Source organism: Lacticaseibacillus boliensis, from assembly GCF_054784775.1.
Genome location: NZ_BAAIHN010000006.1, coordinates 21,940 through 41,247 on the forward strand (window position 1 = coordinate 21,940; position 19,308 = coordinate 41,247).

Sequence of the window (19,308 nt, forward strand, 5' to 3'; positions counted from 1 at the left end):
AGGCGCGTTGTTTTGCTTTCAGGAGATTGTGATGCGAACAGAAAAAGAGAAGTTTTTAGCAGGTGAGCCGTATCAAATTTTTGATCCCGAGCTGGCCGCAGATGAAACCAAGGCCCGGCGGCTGTGTGCAAAGCTCAACGCGCTAGACGATACGCAAACCGTAGAAAAACAAGCTGTTCTTTCCCAGTTGTTTGGTCAAGTCGGGAAGAACTGCTATGTCGAGCCAAACTTCAGGTGTGATTTTGGCTATCACATCTTTGTGGGAGATAATTTTATCTGCAATTACGATAGCGTTATCCTCGATATTGCGCCGGTGCACATTGGCTCCGATGTGATGTTTGGCCCGCATGTGCAGATCTATGCCGCCACCCATCCGCTAGACGCCAAACGGCGCAAGGCCCGCATCGGAATGGGGGCACCAATCACAATCGGGGACAACGTTTGGCTGGGCGGTGGCGTGACCGTTTTGCCCGGAGTGACGATCGGAGACAACACCGTCGTGGGTGCCAACAGCACTGTCACTCATGATTTCGGCCCCAATTTGATCGTCGCCGGCAACCCTGCCCGCGTGATCCGAGAAAATCCAGAATAGAAAAAATCAGGCTGTGGCAATTTTGCCACAACCTGATTTTTTATTTACGCTGTCCGGCAGTGTAAGTGTGGTTAGGTTGGTGTTGGGGGATGGTGTATAGATCGGGCTTGGTGTGTTCCGGCCCTTGAGATGGCTGGAACGGTGCGAGGCGCTCAGAAGCTAACTCAGGCAAAGCCTGAGTGGATCTTCCTCGACGCCTTTGTTGTAAGCGGTAAGCCGCTAACAACAATGCCGCGCCTGAGCCATCTCGGGTCTCCACACACCAAACCCTGACGTTAGCGTCTGTCATCGCCGGAAGTGGCAATTTCCAAGAGAGTAGAAATGGATTAGTTGTAATTAGCGAGTTAGCCCGATTGTCCATGACATCAAATTATCCAGGTACGTAGAATCTAGGGTGTGGGCGAAAGTGACGGAAGCAGGTCAAACTGACGTGGTGAGATTGCTGTTAGCGACTTGTCGCTTACAGCAAGGCGCAGGTGAAGATCCACTTGGCCGGAACGGCCAAGTTAGCTCCGCCGAGCACCCTCTCCACGACAGATTGAAGCCTGCTGGAGTCACTTTCACCCGCACCCGACCGCGATTGGTCTACAGCCAACTACACACTTACGCTGCCGGACAGCGATTAATGATTAGCGATTGTCGTAATCGTCGTTTTCAGCGGTGTTGGCTTGGGAGACGGAGACGTTGACGTCGTTGAATTGCAAGCCGTTGACAGCAACGATATGGCCGAATTCGTGGGCTTGGATGCGGACGTGATCGAATGTCACGTCTTTCATCGGCTTCTCCGGCAAGGCCTTGAGGTCAAAGGCACGTGACGGCCACGTGTAATCTGGGGTGAGGGTGGCATCGACGTCTTGCACATGGATATTTTGGACCTGGGTGATTCGCTGATCTTCTGGAATCTGGGCTGCGACCGCGCTCCAGGAAGCCGGCTTGTCGGCCAGATCGACCATGGTCTTGTGGTTGTATTGGTTGTGCCACGTCAACAGCCAGGAGAATGGGAACTGCACGTTGACCATATGTAGATTGGACACGGTGATGTCTTCGATGATGCCGCCGCGATCGATGGCAGATTTCATCCGGAAACCGCAGCCGGAATTGTCAAACTGCATGTCGTGGATATTGATGCGGCGAATCGATCCAGAGACTTCACTCCCAATCGTCACCCCATAACCGGACAAAATGTGGCAGTGATCGATTTCGACATCAGCGGTTGGCTTGTTCACGCGCAGGCCGTCGCCATCACGACCGGATTTGATTGCGATACAGTCGTCGCCGCAAGCAAGGGTGCAGTCATGGATATGGACATGGGTCGAGGAATCGACATCAATACCATCGGTGCTGGGTCCGTTGCTTTGGTTGATCGTGAGATTGGTGACCTCGACGTCATCGCAATAGGTGAGCTGTAAGTTCCAGAAGCCAGCGCGCTGCAAGGTGAGGCCGTCGACGCGGAGGTGGTGGCACGATTGCGCGAGAATCGTCCGCACACGTTTGATGTCATAATCGGCGATCCAACGCAGATCTTTGGCATCATAATCCGCGCGGAGGCCGCCGTGTTGGTCTGCGCCCCAATACTTGTTCCACCAAAAAGGCCCGGACCCGTCGAGGACGCCGGGACCTTGGATAGTGACGTCGTCGAGTCCAAACAGGTTCAAGATCGCCGTTGGCCAGTTCATCTCTACACCTGCCACACGGGCGAAGCGCTCGGGAAACTGGTCGATGTCGGTGGTTGCGACCAGCTTAGCACCGGGGGCGAAATCCAGGGTCATGTGATCATGCAAAAAAATGGCGCCGGTCAAGTAGGTGCCTGCGGGAATGTGAACAACCGAACCAGAAGCGCTTGCAGTATCGACTGCCGCTTGGATGGCGGCAGTGGTTAAATGTTCCCCATCCGGAGAAGCACCAAAGTCGGTGACTTGATAGACTGTCATGATGAAAACCTCCTCATTTTTCAGTGATAACGTTGCCATTTGGGGCAGATCCATCGTACCATTCTTGTCAGATAGGAACAAATTATAAGTAAGATTATTTTGACACGATGCGAGTAATGACTGGCTTTTCATTTGACGTAAAGTGCTGTTAATGGTTAAACTAAATCGATTGATACCGCTGTTAGCACGACGATTTGAGTAGTGCCAGCTGGTTAAAAAGACAAGGATGCGATTAGAGCAACAGTTAAACCGGTAACCTGTGAATATGACCCGATAAAATAGAAAAATGCCATTGCGATACATGTGAGAAAGTTATTAAATAGTATCTGTAAGCGATTGCAGATTCTCTGTGAAGCAGTAGAAAGATTGAGGTGTGTGAACAAATGGCACAGTATAAAAAAGACGAAGTCGAAGCGAAAATCGATTTGCTGATCGACAACGAAATTCACTTGAGCGATCCTACCGGTGAATTCTTCGTGAAGGTTGCCGATGGCTCACTGATCGATAACAAGAGCTTCGATTTCTGGGAATGGACTTCAGGTGTCGGCCTGTACGGCATGATGAAGTATTATCAACTCAGCCGCAAGCCGGAAGTTTTGGCCACCATCAAAGATTGGTTCGACCGTCATTTCCAACAAGCGCCGGTTGAAAAGAACATCAACACGATGGTGCAGATGCTGACGCTGGCTTATCTCTATGAAGAAACTGGGGATAAGTCTTATCTGCCACACTTGCAAGCATGGGGCGACTGGTTGTACTATCGCCTGCCGCGGACAGAAAAAGGTGGTTTCCAGCACGTCACATATGGTGATCTGAACCCCGATGAAATGTGGGCAGACACCTTGATGATGAGTGTGCTGACGCTCACCAAGCTTGGCAAGACGCTGAACAAGCCGGAATACATCGAAGAAGCCAAGAAGCAAGTCCTCTTACATATTCAGTTCTTACAAGACAAGAAGACAGGCTTGTGGTATCACGGCTGGAGCTTCCTGCGGCGGGATAACTTCGCCGGGGCGTTCTGGGGTCGTGGCAACTCTTGGATCACAATTGCCTTCCCAGAATTGCTCAACCTTTGGGATCTGCCAAAAGGCGATGCCTTGCGGGAATTTGTCATCATGAACTTGCAATATCAAATCGATGCCTTGAAGAAGTATCAAGATGAAAAGACCGGTTTGTGGCACACCTTGATCGACGATCCGTCCAGTTACCTTGAAGGCTCTGCAACTGCAGGCTTCACTTACGGGATCTTGAAGGCGGTTCACGATCACTACATCGATCCGTCATATCGCGACGTTGCCCTCAAAGGCATCAAGGCGTTGTTCGACAACATCGATGAAGACGGCGGCTTGGCTCGGACTTCCGGTGGGACCCCGATGGGCGAGACCAAGGAATTCTACAACCAGGTCAAGTGCTCATCAATGCCTTATGGGCAATCGATGGCCGAATTAGCCTTAACCGAATACCTCAAAGAATTCTATTAATTTGAACTAAAGACGCGACGTTAACGCGTCTCAGTGTGAAGGCGACATATCGCCTTTGCACCCAGGCGGGTTAACTCGTTGTTACCATTATATGTAAACGCTTAGCTCACTATGTGTTTAATCCCAGTGCTGCGTCCAAAGCAACCTGACATTATCGAATCGCTTTATCTTGTTGGGCAACGCACTGAATCTAAAAAGAGGAGTGTCTTTGCTATGAAGGACAAAGAATCATCTGCGGCAGAAACTGCTGCTGGCCTGGAAATGGTCAAGACCAATGCCCATCCATTTAATTGGGTCGACAAGGTCGGATATGCTTTCGGGGATTTAGGTAACTGTTTCATCCTCGGGTTAGTCAACAGTTTCTTAACCATTTATTACACCAACGCGCTGGGGATTTCCGGTGCGGTTGTCGGGATGTTGTTCCTATCCGCGCGGTTCATCGACGCCTTTGCTGATGTCACCGTCGGCCGGATTGCCGATATCACACCACTGACCAAGAACGGGCGTTTCCGTCCTTGGATCAAGTGGGTCAAGTATCCTTTCTGTGCCATCACCGTTATCTTGTTCCTGCCATTCGTTAAGGACTGGAGCATGGGTTACCGTGTGGTTTACATCTTCATCACTTACCTGGTTTATGGGATCTTGAACTCTTGCATCAACATCCCTTATGGTTCTATGGCTTCTGCGATTTCTTCTGATCCTGACCATCGTGCCAGCCTCTCCACGTCGCGTTCCGTTGGTTCCGCTATTGGTGGTGCGACCACTGGTTTCATGATTCCGCTGTTGGTTTACTCCACAAATTCGGCTGGCCAACAAACCGTTTCTGCTAACCGCTTCTTCATGGTTTCGATCATGTGCGCGGTCATCGCGTTCGTTTGCTACAACGTCATCTACCGGATGACCACCGAACGTGTTCAGGTCAAGAAGACCGAAAAAGTTTCTGCTAAGCAACTGATCAAAGGCCTGTTCACCAACCGTGCATTGATGGCCCTCGTGTTCGCCGACTTCTTCTTGGTTATCAACCAGAACCTGTCCGGGACCTTAGCCACATACATGTTCACCGATTACTTCAAGAACAAACAAGCTTTGTCTATCGCGTTACTGTTTACTTATGGGACTGTTGTTGTCCTGGCACCATTTGCAACTAAGTTGATTAAGAACTTTGGTAAAAAGGAAGCTTCTATCGCTTGCTTGGCCTTCGGGACTGCAATGTACTTGCTGATGTACTTCCTGCACATCACCAACCCTTGGATCTACTTGGTCCTGTTGTTCTTAGCTACCCTTGGTTCTGGGATGTTCAACCTGATGGTTTGGGCGTTCATCACCGATGTTATCGACTATCACCAATACTTGACCGGTTTCCGTGAAGACGGTACTGTGTACGGGGTTAACTCATTTGCCCGTAAGTGCGCGCAGGCTGTCGGCGGTGGTCTTGGCGGCTTCATGCTTTCTGCGATCGGTTATGTTTCTTCCACAACCGGTGGTGCCCAACAGTCTGCTGCCGTTATCCAGCGGATCTACATGTTAGGTAACTTGATCCCTGCAGGGTGCATGTTGCTTGGGATGCTGACTTTGATCCTCTTCTACCCTCTGTCTAAGAAGAAGATCGACTATGTTGACGCTGAATTAGCTAAGCGTCGTGCTGAAGAAATGAAGTAGTCCGTTGTGTCGATAACAAGATGAGGGAGTGAGTTCTATGGCCAAAAAAGAAGAAGTGCAACTCGATCCAGAGAAGTTCGCTTATTCTGTAGTTAACTTGTATCGTCCGACTGAAGAAGACGACCTCAAGGCTTCCAAGCAAGTCTTGAAGCGGTACTTAAGCGCCTACTTCTTGGCGCAAGAGTTCAACAAGCTGGAAACACATCAGTTTGAAGCTAATTCAGGGTTGGATTACAGCTTGTTAGCCCAAGCGTTAGACTCGATCAAGTCTAGTCGCCAGCTGTAACAAATTGGCGGTGTGGCGAAAGCCGCACCGCTTTTTTGATTCCAGAAGCAAAAAACGAGGAGGAACCATCGTGAGACGTGATTTTGGTTTTCGAGGACATGATCTGCCTGTCCAAGATGATATTGAAGGCATCGCCCAGGCCGCTGAACAGCGCGGCATTCATACGCTACAGTTTGCCTTGCCGCTGTCGCTGCCAACCGTGAGCGACCATGGCAACAAGATCAGCCAAGGGTTAGGCAACTATGTGCGCCGGATCTTTGCCGACCGAGATGTCGAAGTGGGCATCTTAAGTTGCTATGTGAACATGATCGACCCAGATGCCACCGCGCAACAGGCGGCCTTGGCCCGCTTGCAGCGGTATCTGCGCTACGCGCCAGCATTCGGCACGCGTATCGTGGCGACCGAAACCGGCAGTGTCGTCGCCGGCTTCCCATACACGGAGAAAAATTTCGCTGCCGAGCCTTTTGAAGCGCTACTTGAAGCCGTCACCAAGGTGTTGCCTGCGGCGCATGCGGCAGGGACGATGCTGGCCTTGGAACCTGGGGTCAACCATCCGCTGTATTCGCTGGATAAAACCGCAGCGTTGCTGAAGCATTTTGACAACGATCCCGCGCTGAAACTCATCATCGATCCGGTCAACCTCTTGCAACCTGAGCACCATGACGTTGTCGGGATCTTGCAAGAAGCGTTCGATCGCTTTGCGGATCAAATCGTTGCGGTCCACATCAAGGACTATCAATGGACGCCTGGTGCCGCCCGCCTGGTCAAAACCGTGATCCCGGGTGCTGGTGAACAAGATATCCAGCCACTGATCGACCTGGCCGAGCGCTATCAGCCGTTTGGCATCAAGTGCTTAGACGAGCTTGAACCCGCCCACATCGACGAGGCCTTGGCTACGCCTGTGGTAAAACAATATCAATAGAAATTAAGCGTCGGTGTGACATGACCCAGGTCGTGTGGCACCGACGTTTGCGTTTTGCAATCGTTGTAGGAAGATAGCCGCCGCCACTTTTAAGGGGCAAAATGGTAAGATAGGGATAATGAGAACGAAAGGGAGCGATTCCAATGAAGCCATTAGCCAAGTATATTGATCATACCTTGTTAAAACCTGACGCGACCCAAGATCAAATCGATGTTGTGTTGGCAGAGGCCAAACGCTATGCGTTCGCCTCGGTGTGTGTGAATCCGTATTGGGTCCCTCGCGCCGCCGCGGCCTTGGCAGGCAGTGGGGTGAAAGTGTGCACGGTAGTTGGCTTCCCGTTGGGGGCGAACACCACGTTGGTGAAGGTGGCTGAAACCAACCACGCCTTGGACGAAGGCGCCCGCGAAATCGATATGGTGTTGAATATTGGTGAGCTCAAGGCCCACCACGATGACCAGGTGCGAGCAGACATTCAGGCGATTGCGGCGGCGACCCATGCCAAAGGCGGCTTGTTGAAGGTCATCATCGAAGCCGGCCTGCTGTCAGATGAAGAAAAGACGCGCGCGTGTGTCTTGAGTGAAGCGGCAGATGCAGATTTTGTTAAAACCTCGACAGGCTTTGCTAGCGGTGGGGCCACGGTCCATGACGTCGTGCTGATGAAGCAGGCGGTGGGAACGCGGCTGGGCGTCAAAGCCGCAGGGGGCATCCATACCTATCAACAGGCGCAGGCGTTGATCGATGCCGGTGCGGATCGTATCGGCGCCAGCGCAGGGGTCACAATTCTTAAGGAGGCAGGATTAGCATGACGAAATTTGAACGTGTGATCGTCATTGTTACCGATTCGATTGGGATCGGCGAAGCGCCAGACGCCAAGGCGTTTCACGATGTAGGCGCAGATACACTAGGCCATATCGGAGACTTTTTCGATGGCGATCTGTATCTGCCAAACTGGCAGCGGTTAGGGTTGGGCAATATCACGCGCTCACGGCCGATCCTTGGTGTCGGGCCGGTGCTGAAGCCGCAAGGGTATTTTGGAAAAATGGCTGAGATCTCTGCTGGCAAAGATTCCATGGACGGCCACTGGGAAATGATGGGTTTACCGGTGACGGAGCCGCTGGGTTATTTTCCAGCAGGCTTTCCGGATGCGCTGATCAAGCAGATCGAGCAGTTCTCTGGTCGCAAGGTGATCGTGAACAAGCCTTATTCCGGTACCGAGGTGATTGCAGAATACGGCGAACAACAGCTCAAAACCGGTGATCTGATCGTGTATACCTCAGGCGACTCGGTGCTTCAGATCGCTGCGAACACAGCCGTCATCCCGCTTGAAGAACTTTATCGGATCTGTGAGTTCGCGCGTAGCATTACGATCGATGATTATCGTATCGGTCGGATCATCGCCCGGCCTTATGTCGGCACCAGTGCAGCCACGTTCACGCGCACGAGCGATCGCCACGATTACACGCTGCGCCCGACGGCACCAACTGATCTGGATCGCTTGCAAGAAGCCGGCGTGGCGACTTACGGAATCGGCAAGATCAATGACATTTTCTCGGGCGTCGGGTTGAGCGACGGGGTGCACACGACCAGCAATGATGACGGCATGACGCAGACGATCGCGGCGGTAGACAGCGATCGACCTGGCTTTATTTTCACCAACCTCGTTGATTTCGATGCCATGTACGGCCACCGGCGCAACCCTCAAGGTGACGGCGACGCGTTGATGGCGTTCGATGCACGGCTGGGAGAGTTGCTGACGGTGCTGAAGCCGTCTGACCTGTTGATGATTACCTCTGATCACGGCAACGATCCCAGCTTCACCGGGACAGACCACACGCGCGAATACGTGCCGTTGATTGCTTACAGCAAGTCACTGGCTGGCGGTGGCGATCTGGGCGTCCGTTCGCCGCTGGCGGATCTTGGCGCGACCGTGCTGGCCAACTTCAACGTGGCAGATAACGGTGTCGGGCACTCGTTTTTGGATTTGTTACGCTAAAAGGAGGCAGCTATGAGTACACATATCGATGCCCCAACTGGCGCGATCGCGCCGATCGTGTTGTTGCCAGGCGATCCGTTGCGAGCACAGTATATCGCTGAGACCTATTTAAAAGACCCAGTGCGCTATAACACCGTCCGCAACGCCTACGGCTACACAGGGACGTATGCAGGTACGCGGGTGTCAGTGCAAGCTACTGGCATGGGGATTCCGTCGATGAGCATCTATGCGACAGAATTGATGGTGGATTACGGCGTTCAAGTGTTGATTCGCGTCGGTACGGCTGGCGGTTTGAGCGCTTCTGTGCATGTACGTGACGTATTGCTTGCGCAAGGGTCGACGACAGATTCGAGCATCATCTTAAACACGTTTGGGGCGGGGATGTATTTTGCGCCGCTGGCGGATTTTGGCTTGCTCGATCGGGCTTTCCATGAGGCCCAGGCAAGAGGACTCCAGACGCGCGTTGGCAACATCTTGGGTGAAGATCGCTTCTATAATGATGAGATGGATCGCCACAAGCTGATCAAGTATGGGGTACTTGCCACAGAAATGGAGACCCCGGCGTTGTATCTGCTAGCGGCCAAGTATCAACGGCGCGCTTTAGCCATTTTGACGGTGTCCAATCATCTTGTGTCAGGCGAAGAAACAACAGCTCAGGAACGCCAGACGAGTTTTGATGATATGATCACGCTTGCATTAGCAACTGTAAAAGGATTGTAACATTTGGCCACCACTCGGTCTTAAGCCCGAGTTGGCGGCTTTTTTAATGCGCTTTCGCCGTGACGCGAACGCGTATTCGCGTGTGTATTAGCGCTAAAGGTGCTATTCTAAAATTATCTATTTAAGAAAAACTAAAGCTATTAAAAAGCGATGTTAATTTCGATTGGAGGAATTTAGATGACAGAGTCAACGAAGGCATTAGCGATTGCCGCTGGCCTGGCAGGGGTTGCAGGGGCGGCCACTCTAGCAGTGGCGCCTAACCAAGTCAGCGCAGCGACAGGGACAGTCACCTATGCTGATGGGGCAACAACCGTCTGGCAAACGCCGGCGTTCAAGTCGGTTAAGCGTTACGTGGTGAAAGATCAGTCCATTGCCATCCTTGGTCAAAAGACCATCAATGGGACGACTTGGTACAAGATTGGTGCCGGTGAATGGATTCCAGAAATCTACCTCCAGGTCCAAGGCACAACGCCTGAAGCGACTAGTACGGCTAACGCCGCGACGGCCAAGGCCACCGCGACTACCGCAGATACGTTTGCTGTTCAAGCAACTTACACAGAAGGTGCCGTTACGATTTGGAACGGAACTAACTATACCAGCGCTTCCGGCAAATATCTGACGACTGACAGCAACTTGACGGCTGTGGCGACGGTTCAGGCTAACGGTGAAACTTGGTACAAGTTGAGCGACGGTGGCTATGTGCCTGCCCGCTTTGCAGCCAAGGCTGGTAGCGCAGAAGCGACTGCTGCCGCAGCTACCGCAACCAAGACGGCAACGACGGCAACTGTTAAGACTGCCACTCCGGCCCCTGCGACAACGGCAACGCCTGCTGATACGACCAACACCAGCACTGGTGCTACTGCAGAAGATACGGCGTCAACCGCAGCTAACGCAACGGCTGCGGCAAGCACCAGCACAACCGCTGCTCCTGCTGCAAAAGCCACAACGCCTACTACCACTGCGACGCCTGCTGCGAAGGCCTCAGCTCCTGCTACGGCGGCAACAACGCCTGCAGCGGCAACGCCTAAGGTCGCGGCCACGACACAGTCGACTGCAACGCCTAAGGCAAGTCCAACAACCGCAACGGCTAGCCAGTCCCTCACCGTCACCTACACTGACAGTGTTGTCACTGAATGGAAATCTGCCGGCTATACCCAGACTGCAGGCAAGTACCTGACTTCTGGCACGACGGTAACAGCTGTCGGGACGACCACAGCCAACGGTGAGACTTGGTACCAGCTGAGTGATGGCAACTACGTGTCTGCCCGCTTCTTCGGTGCCCAAGGCAAAGCTAACAGTAGCGCTGCAAAGGCAGCGGCTACCACGCAAACAACCGCCACACCAGTAGCCACGACGCCAGCCAAGGCCGCAACGCCTGCCCCAACGACGCAAAGTAGCACACCTGCTACGACCAATACCCAAGCGAGTGCGAACACTGCAAGCACGACCCAAGCAACGCAAACCAATACTCAGGCGCAAACTAGCACCCAAGCAAGCACTGCAACGCCAGTCAACACGGTGAAGCAAACGACTGCTGCTAGTGCTAACGGGTCTCGTGCAGCACGGATCGCGGCAGTGATCAGCGTGGCCAAGGCGCAACTTGGTAAGCCTTATGTTTGGGGCGGCAAGGGCCCTAGCAGCTTCGATTGCTCCGGTTTGACCCATTACGCATACTTAAACGGGGCTAACAAGGAGATCGGTGGCTATACTGGCGCGCAAGAAAACGCTGGTACTGTGGTATCTCTTGCCAATCTCCAAGTTGGGGATCTGGTCTTCTGGGGTAGCCGTGGCTCAACATACCACGTTGCCATTTACCTCGGTGGCAACCAGTACATCGCTGCACCGCAACCTGGTGAAAGCGTCAAGATTTCATCAATTTCAAGCTACTTCATGCCATCCTTTGGGGTACGCGTGCTGTAATCTGAGACACACAAAAAGCCTGCTCATCATGAGCGGGCTTTTTGTGTGTCTAGCCAGCGGCCGACGATCGTCAACCAATGCATCAGTTGCAACTTGCGGACGGTGCCTAGTCCTGGAAAATGATCCAAGGCCAACAACTTCGTTAACGCGGGCGTCGCCGCTTGGGGCTGAGTTTTCAACCAGGCGGTGACAGGGCTGAGAGCTTCGAAAAATTTGGTGGCCGGGTCGCGGAAGTCTTGGTTGTTCACCGAGACGAAGTGGTGCACCCACAACATTTTGTCGCGGGCATACAACAAGTGTAAGGCAATCGCGCGTTGCGGATAGCCGGTTTCTGAATAATGGCGGGTGCTCAGCGGGTAATCGGCAAAGCCTATCCCTGGCAGGGTAGCCAACGGGTATTGGTAGAGCTCGTCTTGGATGTGGTAATAGTCTTCGGTGCGCTCTCGTGTCGGATAGTGGTCTTCCAGATAAACTGCTTGGGTGTGCTGAACGGCACGCACGCGCGCGGTGTTTGAGACTAAGGCCAGCTGTGCCGGCGAAAGTAACTGCACTTGGGTTTTGGTCTGTGCGATGGTGAGGGCTGCTGGGTAAGGATCGAAGTAGCGTGCGGTTGCGACTGGTTCAGGCAATGGACTGGGCAAGGCGTGTTTAGGCGCCGCCAGCAAGCCGTATTGGCCGACCTGGGGATTGGCGATGAGGTATAGCGGGTGGTTGGCCTTGGCAAACGCGTTGACCGTGCGCGGCAACGCAGCGATGTCTTTGACCGGTTCGATAATTGGCAAGATGTGCGGGCTGAGCTCTGGTAGACTGGCCTGCAGCGCCAATAGGTCGTATTGGCGTCCTCGAATCAGCGGATAATAATCTATCATGGCGCCTCCAGTTTGGCGATGGCCAGCTCTGCCGTCAGCGCGTCGACTTCTTCTTGTAAGGTGGCGATGGTATCGCTGTGTAGCTGGGCTTCGAACTGGTCGTAGAGATTGGCCTCGGGATCGTACACGGCGTAATCAGTGCTACGCCGGCGAAGTTCTCGCATCAGTTGGTCGTTGCTGAAGGCGCTCAGGCCGCGCTCGACGCGCTTGGCCTTATTGACTTCACGGTTGAGGCTGGCGATGAAGCGGGTCGTTAGCGCCGCGTCATCGACCTGCAGTGCCTGATAGCTGGCGGGTTTGACGATGGTCAGCAAGCCTGGTGTTGCTGGCGGTTCGCTGCTGGCGGCGATGGCCTTGGGATCAAAGGCGCGATAGGTGAAGACCCCGATGTTGGCTGGAATTTCGGCTTTGATTTTGGGGTAAAGCATCGCCGGCAAGACGAAGTAGTTGTAATTGCCGATAAAGCTGAGCTTGGCGCTGGAGTGAAAATCGGCCTTGGTGACTTTGAGCTCGAAGCAGCGCCAGGTGCCGTCGTTTTGGCGTACCAGCGTGTCGACGATCCCGGCGTCGTCGGGCATCGTGACCTCTTCGACGGCCGTAGCGCCTTGTTCTTCCCAATAGGCGTAAAGCGTTTTTTCAAGATCAAGTGTCAGCGGGGTTTTCATCAGAATTTCCTTTCACATCGCTCCAAAAGGCGGTGAGCTTGGTGGCGAGCTGGTCTAAGTCATAGGTGACCTGCGCATGGGCCCAGTGTGGCGGAAACAGCGTCGCGTAATCAGGACGGCAGAATCTGGCGTCTAGCAGCATGATCACCCCGCGGTCGTGGTTGCCACGAATCACTCGGCCACCCGCTTGTAAGACGTTGTTGAACCCGGGGAGCTGATAGGCGTAAGCGAAGCCGTTGCCGTTGATCCGGTCGAAGTAGGCTTTCAGCTGATCAGTTTCGGAATTGAGACCAGGCAAGCCGACGGAAATGATCGCCACCCCGATCAATTGCGTGCCTTTAAGATCGATGCCTTCGCTGAAGATGCCACCCAAAACGGCAAAGCCAATGCAAGGCGTCGGGTCTTCGCGATAACGGTCCAAAAACTGGGCGCGGGCTTCTGCATCCATCTGCGCAGTTTGGCGGATGACATCGATGTCAGGCTGGGCGGCGGCAAAGGCGGAAGCAACCATGTCCAAATAGGCGTATGACGGCAAAAATACGAGGTAGTGGCCAGGCTGGGCTTGCACCATCACGGTCAGGCTGGCGACCACTTCAGGCAGGCTTCGTTGGCGCATGCGATAGGTGGTTTGGATGTTGCCGGTGACGATGACGGCTTGGTGTTCTGGCGGAAACGGGGATGGCAGGCGGTAAGCCAGGCTCTCTTCGGCCCCACCCAACACGTCTTGATAATACGGCAGTGGCGATAGCGTCGCGGAAAACAGTACGGCCCCACGGCCTTTATCCAGTGAGTCGCTGATGAAGGCGCTGGGATCCAAGCAAATTTCTTTGATGACGAGGTGGTCAGGCGTCGCGGTAAATTTGGTCTGGAAGCAGTCGTTGTAAAAGTCGTAGATGCGCAAGAAGCCGAGACAGACGAAGTAAACCGGAAGTAACAAATCGACGACGTTTTGTTGATCGGTACGCAGATCCCCCGTCAGCCAGTCGTGGATGCTGGCACTGAGCTGGTTTAAGGCCTCAACGAACGCCTCGACCGGCGCGGCTTGAAATACCTCGCGCTGATTGTCCATGCCCAAACGGACGACGTCAAAGGCAGTGATCAGCTTGGTGAGGTTGCCTTTGATTGCCGGCAAGCCTTTGCCTTTGAACGGCGCAAGTGCGATTTTTAACTGGGTGAAGGCGGCATCGTCGATCTCAGCAGAGTACATGTCGCGTGCCCGCGAGACCAAGTTGTGCGCCTCGTCGATCAAAAAGAAGTTGGCGTCGTCGGCCTCGGCAAAGAAGCGTTGCAGGTAAACGGCAGGATCGAACACGTAGTTGTAGTCACAGATGATGACATCACAAAACAAGCTGGCATCCAGCGAGAATTCAAAAGGATCCAACGTATGCTTTTTGGCGTAGAGCTCGATCGTCTTGCGGGTCAAGGCGTCTTCGTTGGCAAACATTTCTTTTAAGGCGGGCTTGAGCCGATCGTAGTAGCCGATCATGTAAGGATTGCGGCTGGGATCGTCGGGCTCGTCGTCGAAGGTGATGGTGTCTTTGGCCGTCAGCGTGATGCTTTTGGCGTGGAGACCGTGCGTTTCCAATAACGCCATCGCGTTTTCCGCGACGTGACGGGTGCTTTGTTTGGCGGTGAGATAAAAACACCGCTGGATCAAACCTGCGCCCATTGCCTTGATGGTGGGGAACAGTGTTGAGATCGTTTTGCCGGTTCCTGTCGGTGCTTCGACAAACAGCCGCGTCGCGTTGGCGATGGTGCGGTAAGCGGCGGCGGCCAGCTCGCGTTGGCCTTGGCGGTAGGCGGTAAAAGGAAACTCGAGCGTGGCGATGCTTGCATCACGCTGGGTAATAATGTCGCTGCGCATTTTCAACCAGTCGCCAAATTCACTCAGCAGATCGTCAAACATCACGCTTAACTCTTCTGCGGAATGTGTCTCGGAAAAGCGGGTGACAGCGTCGTTGCTGGTTTGGTAGTAGACTAAGTCGAGCGTGATGGCATCGAGATCGCGATCAACACACAGAAAATGGCCGTAAACGCGCGCCTGTGCCCAGTAGCGGTCTTTGGTGTTTTGAGTGAGCTGATCCCACGAGCGTGCAGAGGTCTTGATCTCTTCGACGACCACGCCATCTGTAGTGGTTTGCACTCCGTCGGCGCGCCCGTCGATGACATAATCTTGATTGTTGACCTGCACGCGCTGTTGCAAGTAGACTTCTTTGGCATAGGTGTCGTCGTAAGCCGACTGCAGGCGGCGGTGGATCTTGGCACCGATCAAGGCGGTGTTGTTCGAATTGGTGGTGATGGGGTTGAGGTCGCCAGTGCGGACTGTGAACTCAACGAACTCACGCACCCCGATGCGGTTAGTAGCCAAAAGCTCCCCTCCTTTTGTCGTTAATTATAGTAGAGCTTCTAAAAAAGTTGAACCGTTCGCCCTAAGTACGCTATCATGGGCCATGTCATGAATTTCTGAAAAGAGGCATATATCACATGCAGATCAATACCAAGGCCTTCCAAGACGCGGTCATGGACGGCAACTACACGACGTTCGACCAAGAGGCAACGCCTGAGGCAATCGCCAAAAGCGGCTTGGATACGGCGCTTGCACCTGTGTTTGCGGCGGTCGATGCGGCGCTTGACGCCGGGAAGCTGATCCAGGCACAGCTGACGATCACGAGCAAGGAACCGACCATTATCCGCCTGGAAACCGGCATCGTCAACCTGCCATTCGCTGATGCCAAGAAGATCATCAATTTCTTGGAACCAGAAGAAATGGTGCCATTGCGATTGTACCTGATCGTGATTTCCGAGCATGTTAACGCCTCGGGGCTACGTATCGATGAGGTCGCGACGCTCGATGATTATTCGAAGGCCAAAGGTGCCCAGCAGGCCGCAATCATCGCCGCCGGCCAAGAAAAGCTGGCACTGATTGCGGAAAACGCGGTTAAGCCGAAACCTGAACCGGCAAAACCGGCGGCTAAGAAGCCGGCAGCAAAACGGGCAACGACTAAGAAGACCACCAAGCGTACGACGACGCGTAAGACTGCCGCCAAGAAGAAGCCGGCGACTCGAAAAACGACCCGCAAGCCGGCGGCCAAGACGACCAAAGGGGCAGCCAAGGCATGATGGTTCAGGCCATCATGCTGATCGGCGTTGGCATGTTGGCCGGTGTCATGGGCGCGCTGTTGGGGTTAGGCGGTGGCATCATCGTTACCCCGGTGGTTACCTTGATCATGGGACTGCCGATCCGGTATGCGATCGCTGCGTCGATCATTGCAGTGATCGCCACGAGTTCTGGGGCGACGATCGCGTATCTCAAAGACGAGATGCTTAATCTGCGGGTGGCGATGTTTTTAGAAATTGCCACGACCGTTGGTGCGGTGCTAGGTGCGGTGATTACCGGCTTGGTTTCTGGTCAATTTTTGTACGTGCTATTCGGGGCGTTGTTGCTGTTTTCAACCTATAACATGGTGCGCAAGCTGATCGGCAAAGGCGAGAAGCTTCGCGACGCCAAGCCAGATCCGTTAGCAAAAAAATTGCGGCTGAACGGTGCGTATTACGATAAAAACACGATGCAAGAAGTCGAATACAAAGTCACCAACGTCTCCGGTGGGTTCGCGATGATGTTTGGTGCGGGGCTGGCCAGCGGCTTGTTAGGCATCGGTTCTGGGGCGTTCAAGGTGTTGGCGATGGATTCCATCATGAAGATGCCTTTGAAGCCTTCCACGGCGACCTCGAACCTGATGATGGGAGTCACCGGAGCGGCCAGTGCGACGGTGTATTTCTTCAATGGCTCACTGCAACCACAGATTGCCGCGCCGCTGGCCATCGGGATCTTGGTTGGCGCTACCATTGGGACGCGGTTGATGCAGGTGATGCCAACGAAGGTGTTGCGGTTGATCTTTATTCCGGTGATCGGTTATATGAGCGTGCAGATGTTGCTTAAAGGATTCGGGGTGACGATCTGATGTCAGACGAAATGCGCAAGGAAATCGATGACATCGAGAAAATCATTGGGAAGATCATGCAGATCGGGGTCTTGATTGCCGCGGCTGTGTTAATCATCGGCTTGGCTACTTTATTGATTACCGGCAATACCGGCTATGCTACTGGCGTGCATCCGCACAGCGTTAGCACCATTTTGCAAGGCGTGGTGCATCTGCGCCCGTATGCGGTGATGATGCTCGGAATATTCTTGCTGATTTTGACCCCTGTATTGCGGGTCGTGGTTTCGATCTACGCGTTTATCAAGGAAAAAGACCGACTGTATGCCGGCATCACAACGATCGTGTTGATCATCTTGCTTGTGGCGATGGTGATTGGCTATCTTGAATAAGTTTTCGAAGGGGTAAGCCGTTCCGGCTCGCCCCTTTTGTTGTTGTGAATGTTGCTAGAAGCGGCCGAACCCACGCCAGGCCTGTTATCCCACCCTGATTTGAGGTTGGTTCACCGGTTTAAGGATTGTTATTAAATTTCAATATGTATCTTGATTGTTCTTTTCAAGTAACGTTCACGTAAACTTCACCTGTTAAACTCAAGTTATCAAAAGGTGATTACCAGATGAATATTGTGTGATCAACCAAGAATCGTTGTTATCTATGTTAACGAGTGCCACGCCAGGAGGAAATTCACGTGAAAATCAGTAAATTAACCGCATCCCTATTAACCAGTACCGCGGTCTTCGCCGGAGTTTTGGTTGCCCAGGGCCAATCCAAAAACGTCTCTGCCAGCAGCAAACTGCGCGTCGACTATTCATCTAACCTGCGCCAGAAGGCTGGAACTGATGCTAAGATCATCGGTGGCTTGAGCGTCGGCTCCAGCTATACTTACGATAAAACCGAACAAGCCAGCGGCTATACCTGGTATGAAATCGGTGATAACCAGTGGGTTGCTAATGCTGGCGCCACCGCTGTGAGCGGCCAAGTAAAGGTCAACTATGCGGCCAACAAGCGCGTCGGCCCAAGTACCGGTCATAAGATTGTTGGCAGCTTTTACCCAGGCCAAGTACTGACTTTCACCGAAACCCAAAAGGCCAACGGCTACACCTGGTATAAGGTTGGGACGAACGCTTGGATTGCTTCCGCTGGTGCTTCTGAATATACTAACGGTCAGACAACTGTTGCCACGACAACGGCTGCACCAGCCGCTCAAGCGACAACTACTGCCGCTACCCAAGCTACCACCGCTCAGGCACCGGTGGCTGCTAAGACCGCCACTCCCGCGGCTACAGCAAGCACGCAAGCTAGTCAACCGGTCAGCCAAGCAACAACTACCACTGCTAGCGTAGCAACGACTAAAGCGCCAGCCACTCAGGCTGCCACAACTACGGCCGCACCAGCCGCTCAAGCGACGACTACTGCCGCAAGTGGTCGCGTGAAGACCAACGTTGCTTCCAACCTGCGTAGCGGTGCTGGTACCAGCTACGGCGTTGCTGGGACATTGCCTGCAGGCTCCGTCCGTTCTTACACGGCCACAGCAACGGCGAACGGCTACACTTGGTACAAGGTCGGTGCTAACGCTTGGGTTGCCGGTGCAACACCATATTATGGTAACGCCGCAACAACGACCACCACGCCGGCAAAGACCACAACTGCTAGTCAGAGTAACGCTAGCGCTAACTATAGCTCTCCTGCAACCAGCAACGCTTCGAACACGACGAGCCAAGCAACAACGACGACTGCAACCAGCAATGGGTCCAAGACGTCTAGTGATGCCGCTGGCAACGCTTATGCTTGGGGTCAATGCACCTGGTATGTGAAGTCGGTTGCGCCATGGGCTGGCAACCACTGGGGTAACGGCGGTCAATGGGGTTCAAGCGCTGCGGCTGAAGGCTTCACCGTTAACCGCACGCCATCTGTTGGGTCGATTGTTGTTGTTGCCGGTGGTCAAAACTTTGGCGGCTGGACGGCAGCACCAGGTTACGGCCATGTGGCTTATGTTGTCGGTGTCAGTGGCAACACGATCACCGTTCAACAAGGCGGTACAGGCTTCTCCAACCCGGGTGGTCCTAACACCCAAACCGTTAGCGGTGCAAGCAATTTCACGTACATCCACCGTTAATCAGTTATCACTAACGAGCCTCTTGATTCGCAATCGGATCGAGAGGCTCGTTTTTGTGTGGCATTAACTTGCAGACTGATATTATTTTAATCTGTCATACTTGTCATTTTAATGGTTGCAATATGGCCGTGCACACCGGGATGTGTCTTGCTGATGTCGTAATTTAGACATAGTGGCGCAATATTGCCTTGATATACTGAATGTGTTCAATTTGAA

General features: G+C 53.4%; 17 protein-coding genes. 13 read left to right on the forward strand and 4 right to left on the reverse strand.

The window, feature by feature from the left end; all coding sequences use genetic code 11:
* Window positions 1-31 precede the first annotated feature (31 nt).
* Entirely contained in the window at window positions 32-592 is a 561-nt protein-coding gene (locus ACYVRB_RS04125; RefSeq protein WP_461213752.1) for a sugar O-acetyltransferase, read from the forward strand.
* A gap of 629 nt (window positions 593-1,221) precedes the next feature.
* Here ACYVRB_RS04125 and ACYVRB_RS04130 read toward each other — a convergent pair.
* Window positions 1,222-2,523 (reverse strand): glycoside hydrolase family 28 protein, encoded by a 1,302-nt coding sequence (locus tag ACYVRB_RS04130; RefSeq protein ID WP_461213753.1) that lies wholly within the window; start codon window positions 2,521-2,523, stop codon window positions 1,222-1,224.
* 383 nt (window positions 2,524-2,906) lie between these two features.
* Here ACYVRB_RS04130 and ACYVRB_RS04135 point away from each other — a divergent pair, with 383 nt between their 5' ends.
* From ACYVRB_RS04135 to ACYVRB_RS04170, 8 genes are all read left to right on the forward strand, one after another.
* Complete coding sequence (locus tag ACYVRB_RS04135; RefSeq protein WP_461213755.1) at window positions 2,907-4,004, forward strand: glycoside hydrolase family 88/105 protein; 1,098 nt, start codon at window positions 2,907-2,909, stop codon at window positions 4,002-4,004.
* Between the two features lie 213 nt (window positions 4,005-4,217).
* A complete protein-coding gene (locus tag ACYVRB_RS04140; RefSeq protein WP_461213756.1) occupies window positions 4,218-5,663 on the forward strand; it encodes an MFS transporter in 1,446 nt (481 codons plus the stop codon).
* A gap of 37 nt (window positions 5,664-5,700) precedes the next feature.
* The gene (locus ACYVRB_RS04145) at window positions 5,701-5,949 is read left to right on the forward strand and encodes a hypothetical protein (protein ID WP_461213758.1); all 249 of its coding nucleotides are present in this window, start codon (window positions 5,701-5,703) and stop codon (window positions 5,947-5,949) included.
* 70 nt (window positions 5,950-6,019) lie between these two features.
* Window positions 6,020-6,871, forward strand: coding sequence for a sugar phosphate isomerase/epimerase family protein (locus ACYVRB_RS04150; RefSeq protein ID WP_461213759.1), 852 nt, complete (start codon window positions 6,020-6,022; stop codon window positions 6,869-6,871).
* Window positions 6,872-7,014: 143 nt separating this feature from the next.
* Complete coding sequence (gene deoC / locus ACYVRB_RS04155) at window positions 7,015-7,677, forward strand: deoxyribose-phosphate aldolase (RefSeq protein WP_461213760.1); 663 nt, start codon at window positions 7,015-7,017, stop codon at window positions 7,675-7,677.
* Window positions 7,674-8,864, forward strand: coding sequence for a phosphopentomutase (locus ACYVRB_RS04160; protein WP_461213762.1), 1,191 nt, complete (start codon window positions 7,674-7,676; stop codon window positions 8,862-8,864). Before deoC ends, ACYVRB_RS04160 begins: the two co-directional genes overlap by 4 nt.
* A 12-nt stretch (window positions 8,865-8,876) precedes the next feature.
* Window positions 8,877-9,584, forward strand: coding sequence for a purine-nucleoside phosphorylase (gene deoD / locus ACYVRB_RS04165; RefSeq protein ID WP_461213764.1), 708 nt, complete (start codon window positions 8,877-8,879; stop codon window positions 9,582-9,584).
* Between the two features lie 177 nt (window positions 9,585-9,761).
* A complete protein-coding gene (locus ACYVRB_RS04170) occupies window positions 9,762-11,504 on the forward strand; it encodes a C40 family peptidase (RefSeq protein WP_461213765.1) in 1,743 nt (580 codons plus the stop codon).
* A gap of 26 nt (window positions 11,505-11,530) precedes the next feature.
* Here ACYVRB_RS04170 and ACYVRB_RS04175 read toward each other — a convergent pair whose 3' ends face one another.
* From ACYVRB_RS04175 to ACYVRB_RS04185, 3 genes are read right to left on the reverse strand one after another with little or no spacing between them, the layout of a single operon-like run.
* On the reverse strand, window positions 11,531-12,370 hold the full coding sequence (locus ACYVRB_RS04175; protein ID WP_461213837.1) for a sce7725 family protein: 840 nt from the start codon (window positions 12,368-12,370) through the stop codon (window positions 11,531-11,533).
* Window positions 12,370-13,038 carry a hypothetical protein gene (locus ACYVRB_RS04180; protein WP_461213766.1) on the reverse strand — a complete coding sequence of 223 codons (669 nt, stop codon included), beginning with the start codon at window positions 13,036-13,038 and terminating at the stop codon, window positions 12,370-12,372. The genes ACYVRB_RS04175 and ACYVRB_RS04180 overlap by 1 nt, the downstream gene beginning before the upstream one ends.
* Entirely contained in the window at window positions 13,016-15,406 is a 2,391-nt protein-coding gene (locus ACYVRB_RS04185; protein WP_461213767.1) for an ATP-dependent DNA helicase, read from the reverse strand. The genes ACYVRB_RS04180 and ACYVRB_RS04185 overlap by 23 nt, the downstream gene beginning before the upstream one ends.
* Before the next feature lie 116 nt (window positions 15,407-15,522).
* Between ACYVRB_RS04185 and ACYVRB_RS04190 the strand changes: the two genes are divergently transcribed.
* From ACYVRB_RS04190 to ACYVRB_RS04205, 4 genes are all read left to right on the forward strand, one after another.
* Complete coding sequence (locus tag ACYVRB_RS04190) at window positions 15,523-16,158, forward strand: hypothetical protein (protein ID WP_461213769.1); 636 nt, start codon at window positions 15,523-15,525, stop codon at window positions 16,156-16,158.
* Window positions 16,158-17,000: a sulfite exporter TauE/SafE family protein gene (locus tag ACYVRB_RS04195; protein ID WP_461213838.1), complete on the forward strand. Its 843-nt coding sequence runs from the start codon at window positions 16,158-16,160 to the stop codon at window positions 16,998-17,000. The genes ACYVRB_RS04190 and ACYVRB_RS04195 overlap by 1 nt, the downstream gene beginning before the upstream one ends.
* Entirely contained in the window at window positions 17,000-17,368 is a 369-nt protein-coding gene (locus tag ACYVRB_RS04200) for a DUF1634 domain-containing protein (protein WP_461213771.1), read from the forward strand. Before ACYVRB_RS04195 ends, ACYVRB_RS04200 begins: the two co-directional genes overlap by 1 nt.
* Before the next feature lie 296 nt (window positions 17,369-17,664).
* Window positions 17,665-19,092 carry an SH3 domain-containing protein gene (locus tag ACYVRB_RS04205; protein WP_461213773.1) on the forward strand — a complete coding sequence of 476 codons (1,428 nt, stop codon included), beginning with the start codon at window positions 17,665-17,667 and terminating at the stop codon, window positions 19,090-19,092.
* Window positions 19,093-19,308 lie beyond the last annotated feature (216 nt).